Below are 16,787 nucleotides of genomic sequence, written 5' to 3' on the forward strand. Positions count from 1 at the left end.
TCAGGGTTTCAACGTGGGCCGCCGCACCGGTGCCACGCCTCCCGCCACCGCCCGCTGCCTCGGCGCCGCCGTGCCCGTCCAGCAGGTGCCGCGGCGGGACAGGAGGCGGCGCAGCCACAGTTCCGTGGAGATCAGGTCGGCCAGGCCGTCCAGCGGGAGGGGTTCGCCCGCGGCCGCCGCGCGCACCGCCTTGCGTACGGTGCGGGCCTCGATCAGGCCCGCGTCCGCGAGCAGCGGGGCTTCGAAGAGGTCGATCAGCGGGTCGGCGGCCAGGCGCAGGCCCGCTCGGGCGGCGGCCGCCGAGGGGGCGTGGGAGGGGGCGCCCCAGCCGGGCGGCAGGTCTCGTACGCCGGATGCCGAGAGCACCGTGCGCAGAATCGTGGCGCGGGCGCCCGGCTGGACCCGCAGGGATTCGGGCAGGGCGCGGCAGGCGCGGACGACCTGGTTGTCGAGGAACGGCGCGTGCAGGCGCTGGCTGCGCACCTCGGCGGCCTGTTCGAGGATGCGGTGGTCGGCGGCGTAGCGGGCGAGGGCCGCTGAGGCGCGGGCTTCGCCGGGGCGCTGCGAGGGGGCCGGGCGGGTCGCCGAGGCCATCAGCCGAACCGATACTTCGGCGAGTGCTTCCCCGGTGAGCCAGCGGGCCGCCGGGCCGGGGCGGGTCCAGGACAGGGCGGCCAGCGAGATCGAGAGCGGGCTTGTGGGGTCGTCGAACCGGGGCTCGCGCAGGGCGTCGGCGGCCGATTCGATGCCGGTGCGGTAGGGCGTACGGGCCAGGCGCCGGGCCGCGCGGTAGACCGTGAGCGGCACGAAGAGGGAGTTGGCCGAGGGGCCGCCCGCCTTCGCGAGGGCGGTGGCGGGTCGGAGCAGATGGCGGCGCTGACGGTCCATCAGAAGGTCGGCCAGGCGCGCCGGATGGGCGTCCAGGACCTGGCGGGCGCCGCTGCCGGTGAAGTGGTCGGCGCTGCCCGCCAGGAGGCGGCGCCGGTGGCGGGCGGCGGCGATCAGCGAGGGACCCGGCTCGTCGGTGAGCGGGCCCTCCAACTCGGCGTAGGGCAGCGACTCTTCGGACCCGGTGACGACGACGTGGTGGAGGCGGGGGTTGGCGGCCATCGCGCCGGCCCGTTCCAGTTCGGCCTGGCGGCCCGCGCCGGGCACGGTGAGGTCGTTGAAGGTGACGGCGAGGAGGCGCTCGCCCGCTCCGGTGCCGTGGCCCAGGACCGTGCCGGGCACGCCCGGGAGTCCGGCGGCGAGCAGGGCGAGGGTGGCGGAGGCGGGGCCGCCGGAGAGGTCGGACCCTATGCCGGGAGCCGGGCCGCCGCGGGCCGCGCGCCGCTCGGCGGGGCCCATGCCGGGGACCGGGCCGGGGTCGGGCGGCAGGGTCTCGGGGGCGTGCCGCGGCGCGGTGAGTCTGGCCCGTACCGCCGACACCAGCGCGTCGCGCACGCCGTCCACCGCCGCGGCGGACTCCCGCTGGGGCGCGGCCACGGCGAGGGAGGCGACCGGCTCGTACCCGGTGATCGCGCGCGAGCCCTCGCGCAGGACGAGCGCATGGCCCGGCGGGATGCGCCGGACCCCCGCGTAGGGCGTCGAGTCGCCGAGCGCCTCCGGCACGTCGGGGCAGGCGAGCAGGGCGGCGAGGTGGCCGATGTCGAGCTGGGCCTCGATGAGGTCGGCGAGCGGAAGTGCCGCCGTTCCGTAGGCGGTTCCGCCCGCCCAGGGGGTGTAGAAGACGGGCCGGGCGCCCGCGAGGTCGCCGACGACCGTGACGCGGCGGGCGACCTGGGCGACGGCGGTGTAGCTGCCCGGCCAGGCGGAGAGGTGGCGCAGCGCGCCCCCGCGCGCGGCGAACAGGCCGACCCGGAGCTCCTCGTCGGTGGCGGCGCAGCAGCCGAGTACGGCGAGGCGGGTGTCGGCGCCTACGCTGACCACCCGGATCTCGTCGGGGCGCCAGTCGCCCACCGCCCACAGCGGATCGGGGTCGCCCCACAGGAGCTGGGCGCCGACGGGGTGGACGGTGCGGCCCTCCTCGGGCTCGCCGACGGAGCCGGCCGTGTCGAAGGAGGCCGTGTCGAAGGAGGAGCCCGCGCGGAAACTTGCGGCGACGCTGCTCCACCCCACCAACCACCGCATCGCCGCCTCCACAGGCTGTGGACAACTCGTGGACAACATCCAGCACGGACCGAAGGGGTCCGGGACCCCAGCTTGCCACGACAACGGCGCCCGGGAGGGACCCCGGGTAACGCGCGCAAAAAGTGAACTCGCCCCGGCGGATGGCCGATTGGTGCCGTTCTCGGGGCGTACGGGACAGCGCCCGCGCGATCGCGGCGGCCCCCTTGAGCCTCCGGGCGATGGTCGATATTCAGCCATTCTCGGGCGGCTGGAGCTTCGCCACCGCCGGCTCCGGGGACACAGAAAACACAGTCCGGGAGGCGCTGTCCGCCTCCCGGACCGGTCCGCCGCCCGCGGGGATTGAGGCGGCGGCTTCCCCCAGCCCACTGGATCCAGTGCAGCGGGCCGACCCACGCACCACACATGGAAGCGCTCCCCCGGCGGACCGGCGAGAGCGCACGGCCGGGCGCACGGCCACACGGCGGGAGCGCGACGGCGTCCGGCCCGCCGCACCCCCGGCGCAACGACGACCGCGATCGGTCCGCGACGACAGGTGTCGGCGACCGTCCGTACGGAAAGCAATCTCGCCATACGGAAGACCGCCCCTTAACGGTCGGGATGCGGCGAACTACGCTGTGTTTACTGCTGTTCTCCACGGGTGGCATATTCCCGGGGGCTCGGCCACACGCTTTTGCGGCCGACGAACCGGACACCACACCACCCGGGGAACGCCGTCTGTGTCGAGGGGTGGCTCATGTCCAGGGAGCAACGCGGGCCGAACGAGAAGCTCGGCACCGTTCTCGCCCTCGCGGGAATCAGCAACGCGGGCCTCGCCCGACGGGTCAACGACCTCGGCGCTCAGCGCGGTCTGACCCTTCGCTACGACAAGACCTCCGTGGCCCGGTGGGTCTCCAAGGGCATGGTGCCCCAGGGCGCCGCGCCCCATCTGATCGCGGCGGCGATCGGCGCCAAGCTGGGCCGGCCCGTCCCGCTGCACGAAATCGGCCTCGCGGACGCGGACCCGGCCCCCGAGGTCGGGCTAGCCTTCCCGCGCGACGTCTCCGAGGCGGTGCGCTCGGCGACCGACCTCTACCGGCTGGATCTGGCCGGGCGGCGGGCCGGCAGCGGCGGCATCTGGCAGTCGCTGGCCGGTTCCTTCGCGGTCAGCGCCTATGCGACGCCCGCCTCCCGCTGGCTCATATCCCCCGCCGACTCCTCGGTGGCCCGCAGCCCCGAACCGGGCGATCTGCCACCGCTGAAAGTCGGCCACAGCGATGTCGCCAAGCTGCGCGAGGCGGCCGAGGACGCGCGCAGATGGGACTCCAAGTACGGCGGGGGCGACTGGCGTTCGTCCATGGTCCCCGAATGCTTACGGGTCGACGCGGCCCCGCTGCTGCTCGGCTCGTACAGCGACGAGGTGGGGCGCGGCCTGTTCGGCGCGACCGCCGAACTGACCAGGCTCGCCGGGTGGATGGCCTTCGACACCGGCCAGCAGGAAGCCGCCCAGCGCTACTACATCCAGGCGCTGCGCCTCGCGCGCGCCGCGGCCGACGTCCCGCTCGGCGGATACGTCCTGGCGTCGATGTCGCTCCAGGCCACCTACCGCGGCTTCGCCGACGAGGGCGTCGACCTCGCGCAGGCCGCCGTCGAACGCAACCGCGGGCTCGCCACCGCCCGCACCATGTCCTTCTTCCGCCTGGTCGAGGCGCGTGCCCACGCCAAGGCGGGCGACGGGCACCCGGCCGAAGCGGCGCTGAAGGCCGCCGAGTCCTGGCTGGAGCGCTCGCGGGACGGCGACTGCGACCCGTCCTGGCTCGGCTTCTACTCCTACGACCGCTTCGCGGCGGACGCGGCGGAGTGCTACCGCGACCTGAAGGCGCCCCGGCAGGTGCGCCGCTTCACCGAGCAGGCGCTCTCGCGGCCCACCGAGGAGTTCGTCCGCTCGCACGGGCTGCGTCTGGTGGTGAGCGCGGTGGCCGAGCTGGAGTCGGGGAACCTGGACGCGGCGTGCGCGGCGGGCACCCGGGCGGTGGAGGTCGCGGGCCGCATCTCCTCGGCCCGCACCACCGAGTACGTACGCGATCTGCTGCACCGCCTGGAGCCGTACGGGGACGAGCCGCGGGTCGCCGAACTGCGGGAGCGGGCGAGGCCGCTTCTGGTGGCTCCGGCGTAGATCACTTCCACTGGGCGTTTACCGGGATTGTCAGTGGGTCAGTGCAGTATGTGGAGGAGGGGGTCCGGGGCGGTCCTCCGGGAATGGCGCGGCCGGGGCGGGAGGTGTGTGGGTGACGACGTACGACTGCGATGTGCTGGTGGTCGGCGGCGGAATCGTCGGCCTGTCGACGGCCTACGCCCTGAGCCAGGCCTCGCCCGGGACGCGGGTGGTCGTCCTGGAGAAGGAGAGCGGCCCCGCCCGGCACCAGACCGGGCGCAACAGCGGAGTCATCCACAGCGGCATCTATTACAGACCGGGCTCGCTGAAGGCGCGCTTCGCGGTGCGGGGCGCGGCCGAGATGGTGGAGTTCTGCGCGCGGCACGGCATCGCCCACGAGGTGACCGGCAAGCTGATCGTGGCGACCGAGCGCTCCGAGCTGCCGCGGCTGCACGCCCTGGTCCAGCGCGGCCGCGAGCACGGCATCCCGGTGCGGGAGCTGGGCCCGGCGCAGATAGCGGAGTACGAGTCGGAGGTCCGCGGCCTCGCGGCGATCCACGTCGGCACAACGGGGGTGTGCGACTACCGCGCGGTGGCCGCCCGCCTCGCGGAGCTCTCGGGCGCCGAGCTGCGGTACGGCGCGGAGGTCGTGCGCATCGCGCGGCGCCCCTCGCAAGGCGTCGCGGTGCGCACGGCCGACGGCACGGTGCTGCGCGCCCGCGCCCTGGTGAACTGCGCGGGCCTGCACTGCGACCGGGTGGCTCGGCTCGCGGGTGACGAGCCGGGCGTGCGGATCGTGCCGTTCCGCGGCGAGTACTACGAGCTGGCCCGGCCCGGTCTGGTCAAGGGCCTGGTGTACCCGGTGCCCGACCCCGCCTTCCCGTTCCTCGGCGTCCACCTCACCCGGGGCGTCGACGGCTCGGTCCACGTCGGCCCCAACGCCGTGCCGGCCGCGGCCCGCGAGGGCTACGACTGGCGCACGGTGCGCCCCGGCGAGCTGGCCGGCACCCTCGCCTGGCCCGGCACCTGGCACATAGCCCGCAGACACTGGCGGTACGGCGCGGGCGAGCTGCACCGCTCGCTCTCCAAGCGCGCCTTCACCGAGGCGGTGCGCCGCCTGCTCCCTGGCGTCGAGGAGAGCGACCTGCGCACCGCCCCGGCGGGCGTGCGGGCCCAGGCGGTGCTGCGCGACGGCACCCTGGTGGACGACTTCCTGATCCGCGAGGCCCCGCGCACGGTGCATGTCCTGAACGCCCCGTCCCCGGCGGCGACGGCGTCGCTGCCGATCGGCAGGGAGGTTGCGGGGCGGGTCCTCGCAACCCTGGGCGCGCACTGAAGGGGCGCGGGGAACTGCGCGACCAGTCACACACAACCCGCAGCCGACCGGTCAGACGCGGAAGCGCGCCGCCCCACCGGGGCAGCCCGGGGTCCGGGGCCGAGCCCCGCCGACAGCAGCACCGCAGAACCCGACCCGCACCGTAGAATCGGCCGCATTGTGTCTGAGCAGCCCCGCACCCCAGAATCCCCGGCCCGGCCGACCGAAAAGGTCCTGCCAAGGGACAAGGCACCCCGATTCCCCGGCGGCCCCGCCGCCGACCCCGCGGGCTCGCACCACGAGCGCCGCATCCGCAGCTTCCAGCCCCGCCGCAGCCGTGTGACCACCGGCCAGGGCGAGTACCTGGAGCGGCTGTGGCCGGTGTGGGGCTTCGACATCGACGGGCTGCGGAAGATCGATCTCGCCGAGATGTTCGACGGTCTTCCCGTCGTCCTGGAGATCGGCTTCGGCATGGGCGAGGCCACCGCGCAGATGGCCGCGGAGGACCCGGCGACCGGCATCCTCGCGGTGGACGTGCACACCCCCGGCCAGGGCAACCTCCTCGGCCTCGCCGAACGGGCCGGCCTGAGCAACATCCGGGTGGCCAACGGCGACGCGATCATCCTGCTGCGCGAAATGCTGGAGCCGGACGCCCTGGACGGGCTCCGGGTGTACTTCCCGGACCCCTGGCCCAAGAAGCGCCACCACAAGCGCCGCCTCATCCAGCCCGAGTTCCTCTCGCTCGCCGCGACGCGGATGAAGCCCGGCGCCGTACTGCACTGCGCGACGGACTGGGAGGACTACGCCGAGCAGATGCTCGACGTGCTGAGCGCGCACCCCGACTTCGAGAACACGGTGGACGGCGGCGGCTACGCGCCCCGGCCCGCGTTCCGGCCGCTGACCCGGTTCGAAGGGCAGGGCCTGGACAAGGGCCACGTCGTGCACGACCTCCTCTTCCGCCGGGTCGCGCACAGCGGGTAGTGCCGACACCGTCGCGCATTGTCAGTGACCCTCGTTAGGGTCGTCTGGTGTCCTTCGAGCCGCTTCCGCATCGCCCGCACCCCGGGCAGCCGCAGCAGGCCGGCCCGGTCCCTCCGGCCCGGCCGGTTCCGGCGTGCGCGGACGAGCCGCGGTTCGAGGCCGTGCCGCCGGACCGGACGAAGTGGCGCTACCGGCCGCGCCGCGGCTTCTGGCGTTCCAGGGCGGTCCGCGCGGGCGCGCTGATCACCCTGCTCGCGCTGTGCGGTCTGGTCATCCTCGCGCTCGTACGGGAACAGACCGGCACCGAGGGCTTCCTGGTCGGGCTCGGGCTGGCGGTGCTTCCGGTGCCGCTGCTCGGCGCCGCGTTCCGCTGGCTGGACCGGGTGGACCCGGGTCCCTGGCGCCACCTGCTCTTCGCCCTGGCCTGGGGCGCCTGCGCCGCCGCGCTGGTGGCGATCATCGCCAACTCGTTCGCGACGCGCTGGATAGCCACGGCCACCGCCGACCCCTCCTCGGCCGACCACCTTGGCGCGAGCGTCATAGCCCCGGTCGTCGAGGAGAGCGCGAAGGCGGCGGCCGTACTGCTGCTGTTCCTGTTCCGCAGACGGGACTTCACGGGCATCGTCGACGGCGTGGTCTTCGCCGGTTTCACCGCGACCGGCTTCGCCTTCACCGAGAACATCCTGTACCTGGGCAACGCCTTCGGCGCGGACCAGGCCAGTCACAGCGCGGGCCTCGCCTCGACCACGGCCGCGACCTTCTTCGTCCGGGTCGTCATGTCGCCGTTCGCGCACCCCCTGTTCACCGTGCTGACCGGCATCGGCTTCGGCGCGGCCGCGCTCTCGCCGCCCGCGAAGCGGCCGCGCCGCATCGCGTTCCCGCTGCTCGGCCTGGTGCTCGCGATGGGCATGCACGCCCTGTGGAACAGCTCGACGCTGTTCGGGACGTACGGCTTCTACATCGTGTACGGGGCCTTCATGGTGCCGGTGTTCGGGCTGCTCACCTGGCTCGCGATATGGAGCCGGCAGCGGGAGCTGCGTACGGTGGCCGCCGAGCTGCCCGCGTACGCGGCGGCCGGCTGGCTCGGGCCCGCGGAGCCGCTCGCGCTGTCCTCGATGCGGGCCCGCGCCACCGCGCGGGACTTCGCGCACCACAGCTTCGGCGGAAAGCCGGCGGCGCGGGCGGTCGCCGAGTACGAGGCGTTCGCGACCTCGCTCGCCTTCCTGCGGCACCGGGCCTACCGCGGCGCGGGCGCGACCGGCCCCGACCCCGACTTCGCGGCCCGCGAGCAGGAGCTCCTCCACCATCTGTGGGAGCGCAAGCCGGTCGCAGCCCCGGCGCTGCTGTACGCGGCGGGCGCGACGGGCCGGATCTGGCTGCCCCCGCAGTTCGCCCCGCCGCACCCCTGCACCCAGTACGCGCCGTACTCGCCGTACGGACAGCCGGGCCCGCTGCCGGGCCCGGCGCAGTACAACCCCTACCTCCGCTGAGGCCTACGCCGAGGCGACGGTCAGCTCGGAGACCTCGGCGTCGGTGAGCTCCAGGTCGGCGACCGCGAGCAGCGCGGGCAGCTGCTCGACCGTACGGGCCGAAGCGATGGGGGCGGCGACGGTGGGCCGGGCGGCCAGCCAGGCCAGCGCGACCGTGGCGATCTCGGCGCCGCGCTCCTGGGCGATCCGGTCGAGCGCGCCGAGCACCCTGCGGCCCCGATCGGTGTCCACGTACTTGACCGCGCCAGCGGCGCGCTGGCTGTCGACGGTAACGCCCGGCCGGTACTTGCCGGTGAGGAAGCCGGAGGCGAGCGCGAAGTAGGGGACGGCGGCCAGGCCCGCGCGGGAGGCGGTCTCCTGGAGGGCGCCCTCGTAGGTGTCGCGCGAGACCAGGTTGTAGTGCGGCTGGAGCGCCACGTACTTGGCGAGGCCCTCGCGGTCGGAGAAGTCCAGGGATTCCTGGAGCCGCTCCGGGGTGATGTTGGAGGCGGCGATCGCGCGGACCTTGCCGTCCCGGACCAGCTGGTCGAGGGTGGTGATGATCTCCTCGACGGGCACGGAGGGATCGTCGAAGTGCGTGTAGTACAGGTCGATGTAGTCGGTGCCGAGGCGGCGCAGCGACTCCTCGGCGGCGGCCTTGATGGTGTTCGCGGCCAGCCCCTTGTACTGGGGGTGGGAGCCGACCTTGGTGGCGATCACGACATCGGCCCGGTTGCCGCGGGCCGCCGCCCACTTCCCGATGATCGTCTCGGATTCACCGCCGGACAGGCCGGGGACCCAGTGGGCGTAGGCGTCGGCGGTGTCGATGAAGTTGCCGCCGCCCGAGGTGTAGGCGTCGAGGACGGCGAACGACTGGTCCTGGTCGGCGGTCCAGCCGAAGACGTTGCCGCCGAGGGAGAGCGGGAAGACGGACAGGTCGGAGCCGCCGAGCGCACGGAGAGAGGTCATGAGGTGATCAACTCCCGTGCGCCGGGCGGTATTCCGGACCGTTCGGATCAGGGATTGAGCCCCTTGGACTGGAGCCACGCCATCGGGTCGATGCCGGTGCCGTCCGGGGTGTGGACCTCCAGGTGGAGGTGCGGACCCGTGACGTTGCCGGTGGCGCCGATCCGCCCGATGACGTCGCCCGTCGCCACCTTCTGCCCCGCGCTGACCGCGATGGACGACTGGTGGCAGAACCAGAGCTCGCTGCCGTCGTCGAGCGTGAGCACCGTGCGGTAGCCGTACGCACCGGCCCACCCCGCCGACTTGACCGTCGCGGAGTGGATCGCCTTGAGCGGCGTGCCCGTGGGGGCCGCGAAGTCCAGGCCGGTGTGGTGGCCCGAGGACCACATCGAGCCGGCCTCGCCGAACGTGGAGGTGATCGTGTACGAGCCGACCGGCAGCGAGTAGCTCGCGGCCAGCTTGGCCAGCCGCTCCTGCTCCGCCTTCTTCGCCGCGGCCTCCTCGGCCGCCTTCTTCTCGGCCGCGGCCTTGGCGGTCGCCGCGTCCTGCTTGGCCTTGGCCTCGGCCGCGGCCTTTTCGGCGGCGGCCTTCTGCGCGGCCGCCTTCGCCTCGGCCGCGGCGCCCGCCTTCTGCTGCTCGGCCTGCTGGAGGATGCGGGCGCGCAGCGCCTCACCGGCGTCGGTGGCGCCCTGCTCGGCCTCGGCGGTGGAGAGGCCGGTCATGGTCAGCGGGGAGGCGGCGATCTTCTGGTCGGCGCGTGCGGCCTCGGTCTTCGGGGTGTCCGGGGCGTCGTGCGAGACCAGCTCGCCGACGCCGGGCAGCGACCCGAGGTCCGGCAGGTTCTGGGCGAGGGAGTCGGGCAGCGATATGGAGACCGGCGGCTTGGTCTGCGCGGTGGCCATGCCGCCCGCGCCGACCGCGGCGATGACGCCGACGCCGAGCACGGTGGAGCTGCGGGCGAGTCCGCCGCGCTGCTTGGCCACCCGGTGCCGGCCGCGTACCGGGCGTACGGACTCCGCGGTCGGGTCCCACTCCTCCCAGCTCTCGCTGTCGCCGGGCACGTCGCCGTACAGGGAGTCGGGAGGTATCGGGGTGTCGAGGGCAGGCTCGTTGGACGCCACGAGGGCGCGCTCCTTTCCTTCCTTCTCGCCTACCGGGTTAGCTGACGGGTTCGGAGCAGGAAGGTCTCCTACAGGCCCCCGTAAAGGCGCCTGATTCACCCCAAGTTGGTGGTTCCCCGGTTCCCTTTCGGGATTCGGCGCATGCGCGCGGTGCCGCCGTTGCGGCGGCTGGGCCGACCGCGCTGCGTTATCGAACGTTAATAGACACCCGGTCCGGATTCCAAGCCGTTCCCACTGATCGTTAACGGTCCTGGCCTGGACTTAGTACCCACAGCCGGGTCAAAACGGGCGAGTTGACGGCGATTCAGCGCGACTCGCGTCACAGCTGTTTTCTGACGGTGTGTCAAATGTTATGCGCAGGGACACCTTTCGGGCACCCACGGTGACAGCCTCCCGCCGGGCTCATTTCACGATCCTGACGGTGCGGCGGCGCTCGGGCTGGCCCTCGGCGGGCCGGGCCACCGCGAGCAGCGCCATGTCGTCGTTCGTGCCGCCGCCGGTATAGCGCCGTACGTCGTCCACGAGCGCGTCCAGGACCTCCTCCGGGCCGGGGAAGATCGCGCCGCGCAGCCGGGCGCGCGGGTCGTAGAAGACGCCCTGTCCGTCGCGCGCCTCGGACAGGCCGTCCGTGTAGAACAGCAGCGTCGCCCCGGCCGGGAACGGCCGCTCCTCGGACCGGTCCGGCCACACCCCGAGGTCCGCCATGCCGAGCGGCAGCGCGGGCTCGGCCGGGACGAGCATGTCCAGGGCCCCGTCCGGGTACAGCAGCAGCGGCTCGGGGTGGCCCCGGTTCACCAGGCGTACGGTGCCGTCACCGCGCGGGACCTCGGCGAGCACCGCGGTGGTGAACCCCTCGACCGCGTCGAGCCGGTCGCGCCGGGTGCCCTCGCGGGCCAGCGCCCGCTCCAGGCGCTGGGCCACCGCCTCCAGCGAGGACTCCTGCTCGGCGGCCTCCCGGAACGCCCCGATCACCACGGCGACGGCCTCCACCGCCTGGAGCCCCTTTCCCCGTACGTCGCCGACGATGAGCCGCACCCCGTGCGGGGTGTCCTGCACGGCGAACAGGTCCCCGCCGATGAACGCGTCCGCCTGCGCCGCCTCGTACCGCGCGGCGACGTGGAGGCCGCCGATGCGGGCCGCGGGCGTGGGCAGCACGGCGCGCTGCGCGGTCTCCGCGATGACGCGGGCCGAGGCGAGCTGTTCGCCGCTGCGGCGCAGGATGCGGTTGATGACGAGGGCCAGACCGCCCACCGTCAGCACGGTGCACAGCTCGCTGGCGCCTTCGCCGAGGCTGGGGAGGCCGTGTACGAACCAGAGCCCCACGACGGCGAGCACCGAGCCCGCCGCGACGACGGCGGTGGCGCGGGGCGAGTAGAAGGGGGCGGCGACCATCGGGGCGCCCGCGAACAGGGCTGCGGCGGTCAGGTCGGGCGGGGTCGTGGCGTCGAAGACGAAGCCGACGACGATGAGCAGTACGGGTAGCGCCCGTACCAGGCGCCTCTCGCCCTCTGCTTGCTGCCGCACCCGTCCAGCCTGCCCCGTCCGACCGCCGACGGCGACTCCGGAGCGCCCGTGCGGGTGCCGGGGCCGGCGGCGGGGCCCGCCACGATCGGCGACGGACCACAGGATGAGCCCGTCAATGGCGGCGGCAGCGATGCGGACCCGGGCGCCCCCGGCCGCAACTCCCCCTGGTATGGCGGTGGTTAGCCGCCTGGTCGGACCCGCACGGCAGCGCGGCCCAGTCACCGGCGCTCAGCCGGCACCCGCGCCCGGGATCGGCGTACGCCGGAGCCTGCGCACCCGCACCACCACCCCTGACGGGCCCGGCCTCCCCCACCCGGTCGCAACCGCTCAGCCCGACCACGACCGCACAGAGGGCGAGCGCGAGCAGCACGGCGATGCGCCGCACCCCCGCGCTTCTCCCCGGAACCACCGAACGCTCACTCATGGCGCACGCGAGGCTACTCCACGCATGCGCGCCAGGCGGCTCAGCCGTCCGAGAGGTGCCGCTCCGCGTACACCTTCAGGGCATCGCGCACGAATTCCGCCGTGCCCGCGCCGTGCTGGTCGTAGTTGACGCCGAAGCGGGGGTCGTCGACGTACATCTGGCCGAGGCCGCTGACGTACGACCCGGTGACGCTCGTGGTGGTCGACAGCCAGGCGACATGACGACGGGCGATGTCCTGCGCCGCTTCGCCGTCGGCGGGCAGCCCCGCCGCACGGACGCGCCCCCAGTCCCGGGCGATGCCCTCGTGCTCCTCCCGGAACTCCTTCTTCTGCCCCGCGCTGAGCGAGCGCCACCAGCGGTCGCCCTTCTCGTACGCGTCCCGGCCCCAGCGCCGGCTGACCTCCTCCTCGTACTGCGAGTGGTCGAAGCCGTCGAGCACTTCCCCGGCCATGAGCTCTTCCCCTCTCTCGGTCTTGCGCAGGGTGGTCCGCACGGAGGCGATCTGCCGCGCGATGCGGGTGCGCTCCTGTTCCAGGAGGCGCAGATGGGTCCGCAGGGCGACGGCGGGATCGCGTTCGCCCTCCAGCACCTCGCCGATCACGGGCAGCGAGAGCCCGAGCTCCCTCAGGAGCAGAATCCGCTGGAGGCGGAGCAGGGCGTCCTGGCCGTAGTAGCGGTAACCGTTGCTTCCGATCCGGCTCGGAACGAGCAGGCCGAGCTCCCCGTAGTGCCGAAGCGTGCGACTCGTCGTCCCGGCCGTCTTGGCGATCTCCTGGATCGACCACTCCTTGCCGTTCACATCGACCACGCTAGATCTTGACGTTGCGTCAAGGTCAAGGGCGGCTTCGCGGGCCGGGAACGTACCGGGGAACACGAAGAGGCCCGGCACTTGAAAGTGCCGGGCCTCTTCGTTCAGTAGCGGGGACAGGATTTGAACCTGCGACCTCTGGGTTATGAGCCCAGCGAGCTACCGAGCTGCTCCACCCCGCGTCGGTAAACACAACTGTACGCCATTCGGAGGGGTGCTCCGAACCATTTACGGCGCATGGCGCCCGGGGCGCCCCGGGGCCCGGTGACGCCGACGGATGCTGCCCGACCCTGCTGACCGCCCCGCTGGACGAGGGGCAGGCGGTGGAGCCGGCGAAGGTGTTCAAGGCGCTCGGCGACCCCGTGCGACTGCGGCTGCTGTCGATGATCGCCTCCCGGGACGGCGGCGAGGTGTGCGTCTGCGATCTCACCCCCGCCTTCGGCCTCTCGCAGCCGACGGTCTCCCACCACCTCAAGCTGCTGCGGCAGGCCGGGCTCATCGACTGCGAACGGCGCGGAACCTGGGTCTACTACTGGCTGCTGCCCGAGACCACCGACAAGCTCGCCGGCATCCTCACCCGCCCCGCGGCGCACGCCGGAACCACCCCATGAACACGAACGCCACGGTGGCGGGGCGCCTGCCGTTCCTCGACCGCTTCCTTGCGGTGCGGATTCGCACCAGACCCAACTGCCCCCGCGCATACGCCCGTTGGCCCTGTACGGGCTGCCGCACCAGCGTGGTGCTCTTCGGGTCTGCAAGGGGACGCCACCACCTCCCAGCCCCTGGACGTCGTACGGATCGCACCGCCGCTCCTGGTGTACGTCGCCCTCGCCGCCCCGCGCTTCTCGCCCGGCCCCGCTGCTCCGGCGGCCTCAGCGGCCGCCTTCCTCACCCATCTCACGGACGGCCGCGCCGAGGTCCGTTCCGCCGGGGCGCACGGCTCCCGCGCCGTAGCCCGCAGGCGTTCGTCAGGACCAGCCCGGGGACGGCGGAAGCGGCCAGGCCGGCGGGGTCGGCAGCGGGTGGTCCGCCGGTAGGCATGCGGCCGTGCTGCGGCCGGAGAGCCAGGCGAGGAGGTCGCGGCTCGGGCCCGTGGCGGTGGGGCCGGTCGGGGCAAGGGGCCAGGAGCGGCCGAGGTCGGTCGCCTCGATGCGGGCGACCGGGAAGTCGAGTGCCGCCAGGGCCGCGACGGTGCTGTCGAGGGCCCAGGCGACGTAGTCGGCGGGCCAGTCGGCGGTGGTGTAGCCGAGGCTCAGGTCGACGTGGTGGGTTTCGAGTTCGCGCCACGCCCGGTGGAGGGTGAACCAGGCGGGGTGCCGCCAGCCCGCGAGCGCGGTAACCAGGGTGGCCCATCGGCCGGTTGGCATCGCTGCGGCCTCCCCGAGCAATCGGTCCAGGCTGCCGCGTACGTCACCGACGAGTTCGGCGGCGTCGCGTCCGGCGCCCTCGCGCAGCGCGCGCTCCAGCGCGGGGCCGTCGGCGCGTGGTCCGGGCTCGCGGTCGGTACGGGCCAGGGTCAGCAGCCACCGGTAGACGTCGGCGCTGCGGGCGAGATGGGTGAGGACGTGCCCGCGACTCCACCCGGCCAGCGCGGACGGCTCGCGGGCCTGGCGGTCGGTCAGCCCGCCGAGGGTGTCGCCGAGCCGCGCGGCGGAGCCCCGGACGGCATCGAGAAGGCCGGCGAGGTCCGCCCGGCCAAGGTCGGTGGTGTCGGTCACGGGCCGGTACTTTACGGCCGGCCGCCGAACAGGCCGCCGATCGCGACGAATGCCCTCGGCGACGGCCCGCTCTCCGACATCGCGAAGGCCGAGCGGGACGGGCGTGGCGGCGTACGAGGCACGGCAGTTGCTCATGCCGCAGAGCCCGAACGACCGCTGTGCCGCCCCGATGGCCCCTCCGGCTGTGACAGCGAACGGCGTTGCCGGCACCGCCGCTCCCGCATCGCTCCCCGCATCAGGGCCCGAACGACGAAGCGCCCCGACCGGACAAGACCGGTCGGGGCGCTAAGCAGCAGGTCAGAGGGTGTAACCCCGTCCCCGCACGCGGTAGGCCATGTCGGACTCGAACCGACAACCAACGGATTAAAAGTCCGCTGCTCTGCCAATTGAGCTAATGGCCCTTGGCGAGTCACCCCCGAGCATAGCCGGACGGCGCCCGGCAGCCGATCGGGTATCGGCTGTCGGGCCCGTCGCGAAGCAATCCGCATCGGCCACCGCGCCCTCACGAGGGCATCCGGATCACCTCGCCACACCCCCCACGAGGCGCATCCGCATCACCCCGCCACACCCCCACGAGGGCCTACGCGCGAGGCGCCGCATCCCCCGTCCCCCGCAGGAACCAGTGCCGCGCCGACGCCAGCCACCAGGCCGTTGCGAAGCCCAGGACGGCGAGGACCGCGATCGGGGCGTAGTTGAAGTTCTCCCAGGTCATCGGGGAGAGCTGGGGCAGCATGAAGAGGACTGTGATGACCGCCACCCAGGCCACCGCGAGGATGCCGATCGGGCGCGACCACCGGCCCAGGTGCCAGGGGCCCCGGGTGAAGGAGTCCCCGTGGAACAGGCGCAGCAGCGTGGGGATCACGTACGCGATGTAGAGGCCGATCACCGCGATGGACGTCACGGCCGCGTACGCCGTCACGTTGATGAGGTACGGCAGGCCGAGGACGAGGGCCGCCCCCGCCGCCAGCCAGACCGCCGCGACGGGGGTGCGGGTGCGGGGGCTCACCGTGTGCCACAGGCGCGAGAAGGGGAGCGCGCCGTCGCGTGAAAAGGCGTAGATCATGCGGGAGTTGGCGGTCACCGAGGCCATTCCGCAGAAGAGCTGGGCCCCGATCACCACCAGCAGCAGAAGCTTGCCGCCGGTCGCTCCCAGCGAGTCCAGGAGGATCTGGGCGGGGGGTGCGCCGGTGTCGGAGTTCAGCTGGGTGTCGTACGCGCCGATCGCGTACGTGAAGCCGAGCAGCAGCACGAACCCCGCTATCCAGGACGTCCAGATGGAGCGGACGATGCCCTGCGGGCCCGCCGTCGAGGCGTCGTGGGTCTCCTCCGTCATGTGCGCGGAGGCGTCGTACCCCGTGAAGGTGTACTGCGCCATCAGCAGGCCGATCAACACGACGTACACGCTGTTCGTGAAGCCGGTCTCGTTCACGAAGCGGGTGAAGACGAACGACGTCGAGCGGTGGGTGTCGGGGACGAACGCCAGCGCCGCGACGATGGCCGCCACGCCGAGCACGTGCCACCACACGCTCACGCCGTTGAGGAACGCGACGATGCGCACCCCGAAGGTGTTCAGGAGGCCGTGCAGGAGCAGGATCGCCGCGAAGAGGAGGATCGTGCGGGCCGGGGTGACCCCGAAGCCGAACTGGAGGTTCAGGTACGCCCCGAGGAACGACGCCGCGCCGAAGTCGACGCCCGCGGTCACCGCGATCTGGCCGAGCACGTTGAACCAGCCCGTGAACCACGCCCAGGCCGCGGCGCTGCGCGGCGGCGCCAGGCGGTGGGCCCAGAAGTAGAGGCCCGCCGAGGTGGGGTAGGCCGAGCAGATCTCGGCCATCGCGAGGCCGACGACCAGCGTCATCAGACCCACCGCGACCCAGCCCCAGGTGATGAGGGCCGGGCCGCCGGTCTTCATGCCGTACCCGTACATCGTCAGGCAGCCGGAGAGCACCGAGATGATCGTGAACGAGACGGCGTAGTTGGAGAAGGCCGACATGCGGCGGGCGAGGACCTGCTTGTAGCCCAGCTGCGCCAGGCGTTCCTCGTCGGTCGGTACGCCGGCGGTTCCTTGCTTCCCTGGGGAGGTGGAGCTGGCGTCGTTTGTCATGCCCCCAGCGATTCCCTCGCCGGGGGGACGGCATGCGCCCTCGGGTGGCCGGAATCGGGTGGATCACATACGAACAGGGCCCGTACGACACCAACC

The 16,787-nt window shown here is 73.3% G+C and carries 12 protein-coding genes, 2 tRNA genes, 1 pseudogene and 1 riboswitch; of the genes and pseudogenes, 6 read left to right on the forward strand and 9 right to left on the reverse strand.

Going from position 1 to position 16,787, the window contains the following annotated elements:
* Complete coding sequence (locus tag ACIQ8J_RS13415) at window positions 1–2,130, reverse strand: asparagine synthase-related protein (protein WP_403268894.1); 2,130 nt, start codon at window positions 2,128–2,130, stop codon at window positions 1–3.
* Between the two features lie 733 nt (window positions 2,131–2,863).
* On the opposite strand from ACIQ8J_RS13415, the gene ACIQ8J_RS13420 reads away from it, so the two are divergent.
* The 4 genes from ACIQ8J_RS13420 to ACIQ8J_RS13435 all read left to right on the forward strand — a co-directional run bounded on the left by ACIQ8J_RS13420 (window position 2,864) and on the right by ACIQ8J_RS13435 (window position 8,047).
* Window positions 2,864–4,282 carry an MFS transporter gene (locus tag ACIQ8J_RS13420; protein ID WP_403268897.1) on the forward strand — a complete coding sequence of 473 codons (1,419 nt, stop codon included), beginning with the start codon at window positions 2,864–2,866 and terminating at the stop codon, window positions 4,280–4,282.
* Between the two features lie 112 nt (window positions 4,283–4,394).
* Window positions 4,395–5,597 (forward strand): L-2-hydroxyglutarate oxidase, encoded by a 1,203-nt coding sequence (lhgO, locus tag ACIQ8J_RS13425; RefSeq protein ID WP_403268899.1) that lies wholly within the window; start codon window positions 4,395–4,397, stop codon window positions 5,595–5,597.
* A 213-nt stretch (window positions 5,598–5,810) separates the two neighbouring features.
* Window positions 5,811–6,557 (forward strand): tRNA (guanosine(46)-N7)-methyltransferase TrmB, encoded by a 747-nt coding sequence (trmB, locus tag ACIQ8J_RS13430; protein WP_403269673.1) that lies wholly within the window; start codon window positions 5,811–5,813, stop codon window positions 6,555–6,557.
* A gap of 47 nt (window positions 6,558–6,604) precedes the next feature.
* Window positions 6,605–8,047, forward strand: coding sequence for a PrsW family intramembrane metalloprotease (locus tag ACIQ8J_RS13435; RefSeq protein WP_403268902.1), 1,443 nt, complete (start codon window positions 6,605–6,607; stop codon window positions 8,045–8,047).
* A 3-nt stretch (window positions 8,048–8,050) separates the two neighbouring features.
* Here ACIQ8J_RS13435 and ACIQ8J_RS13440 read toward each other — a convergent pair whose 3' ends face one another.
* The 5 genes from ACIQ8J_RS13440 to ACIQ8J_RS13460 all read right to left on the reverse strand — a co-directional run bounded on the left by ACIQ8J_RS13440 (window position 8,051) and on the right by ACIQ8J_RS13460 (window position 13,051).
* Window positions 8,051–8,995, reverse strand: coding sequence for an aldo/keto reductase (locus ACIQ8J_RS13440; protein WP_403268905.1), 945 nt, complete (start codon window positions 8,993–8,995; stop codon window positions 8,051–8,053).
* Window positions 8,996–9,042: 47 nt separating this feature from the next.
* Entirely contained in the window at window positions 9,043–10,113 is a 1,071-nt protein-coding gene (locus tag ACIQ8J_RS13445; protein WP_403268907.1) for a M23 family metallopeptidase, read from the reverse strand.
* An 11-nt stretch (window positions 10,114–10,124) separates the two neighbouring features.
* Window positions 10,125–10,263, reverse strand: a riboswitch (cyclic di-AMP (ydaO/yuaA leader).
* Between the two features lie 252 nt (window positions 10,264–10,515).
* The gene (locus ACIQ8J_RS13450) at window positions 10,516–11,637 is read right to left on the reverse strand and encodes a PP2C family protein-serine/threonine phosphatase (RefSeq protein WP_403268910.1); all 1,122 of its coding nucleotides are present in this window, start codon (window positions 11,635–11,637) and stop codon (window positions 10,516–10,518) included.
* A 464-nt stretch (window positions 11,638–12,101) separates the two neighbouring features.
* Complete coding sequence (locus ACIQ8J_RS13455; protein ID WP_403268913.1) at window positions 12,102–12,860, reverse strand: TipAS antibiotic-recognition domain-containing protein; 759 nt, start codon at window positions 12,858–12,860, stop codon at window positions 12,102–12,104.
* Between the two features lie 117 nt (window positions 12,861–12,977).
* A tRNA-Met gene (locus ACIQ8J_RS13460) sits at window positions 12,978–13,051 on the reverse strand.
* A gap of 108 nt (window positions 13,052–13,159) precedes the next feature.
* On the opposite strand from ACIQ8J_RS13460, the gene ACIQ8J_RS13465 reads away from it, so the two are divergent.
* Entirely contained in the window at window positions 13,160–13,480 is a 321-nt protein-coding gene (locus tag ACIQ8J_RS13465; protein ID WP_403269676.1) for an ArsR/SmtB family transcription factor, read from the forward strand.
* A gap of 76 nt (window positions 13,481–13,556) precedes the next feature.
* Window positions 13,557–13,699: pseudogene (locus tag ACIQ8J_RS13470) on the forward strand (arsenical-resistance protein); the annotation flags it as partial.
* A 138-nt stretch (window positions 13,700–13,837) separates the two neighbouring features.
* Here ACIQ8J_RS13470 and ACIQ8J_RS13475 read toward each other — a convergent pair.
* The 3 genes from ACIQ8J_RS13475 to ACIQ8J_RS13485 form a co-directional block, all read right to left on the reverse strand.
* Window positions 13,838–14,587: a maleylpyruvate isomerase family mycothiol-dependent enzyme gene (locus tag ACIQ8J_RS13475; protein ID WP_403268916.1), complete on the reverse strand. Its 750-nt coding sequence runs from the start codon at window positions 14,585–14,587 to the stop codon at window positions 13,838–13,840.
* Window positions 14,588–14,915: 328 nt separating this feature from the next.
* Window positions 14,916–14,988: transfer RNA gene (locus tag ACIQ8J_RS13480), tRNA-Lys, on the reverse strand.
* 179 nt (window positions 14,989–15,167) lie between these two features.
* Window positions 15,168–16,691: an amino acid permease gene (locus tag ACIQ8J_RS13485; protein ID WP_403268919.1), complete on the reverse strand. Its 1,524-nt coding sequence runs from the start codon at window positions 16,689–16,691 to the stop codon at window positions 15,168–15,170.
* Window positions 16,692–16,787: the final 96 nt, after the last annotated feature.

Source organism: Streptomyces sp. NPDC094147, from assembly GCF_044764265.1.
Taxonomy (GTDB): Bacteria; Actinomycetota; Actinomycetes; order Streptomycetales; family Streptomycetaceae; genus Streptomyces.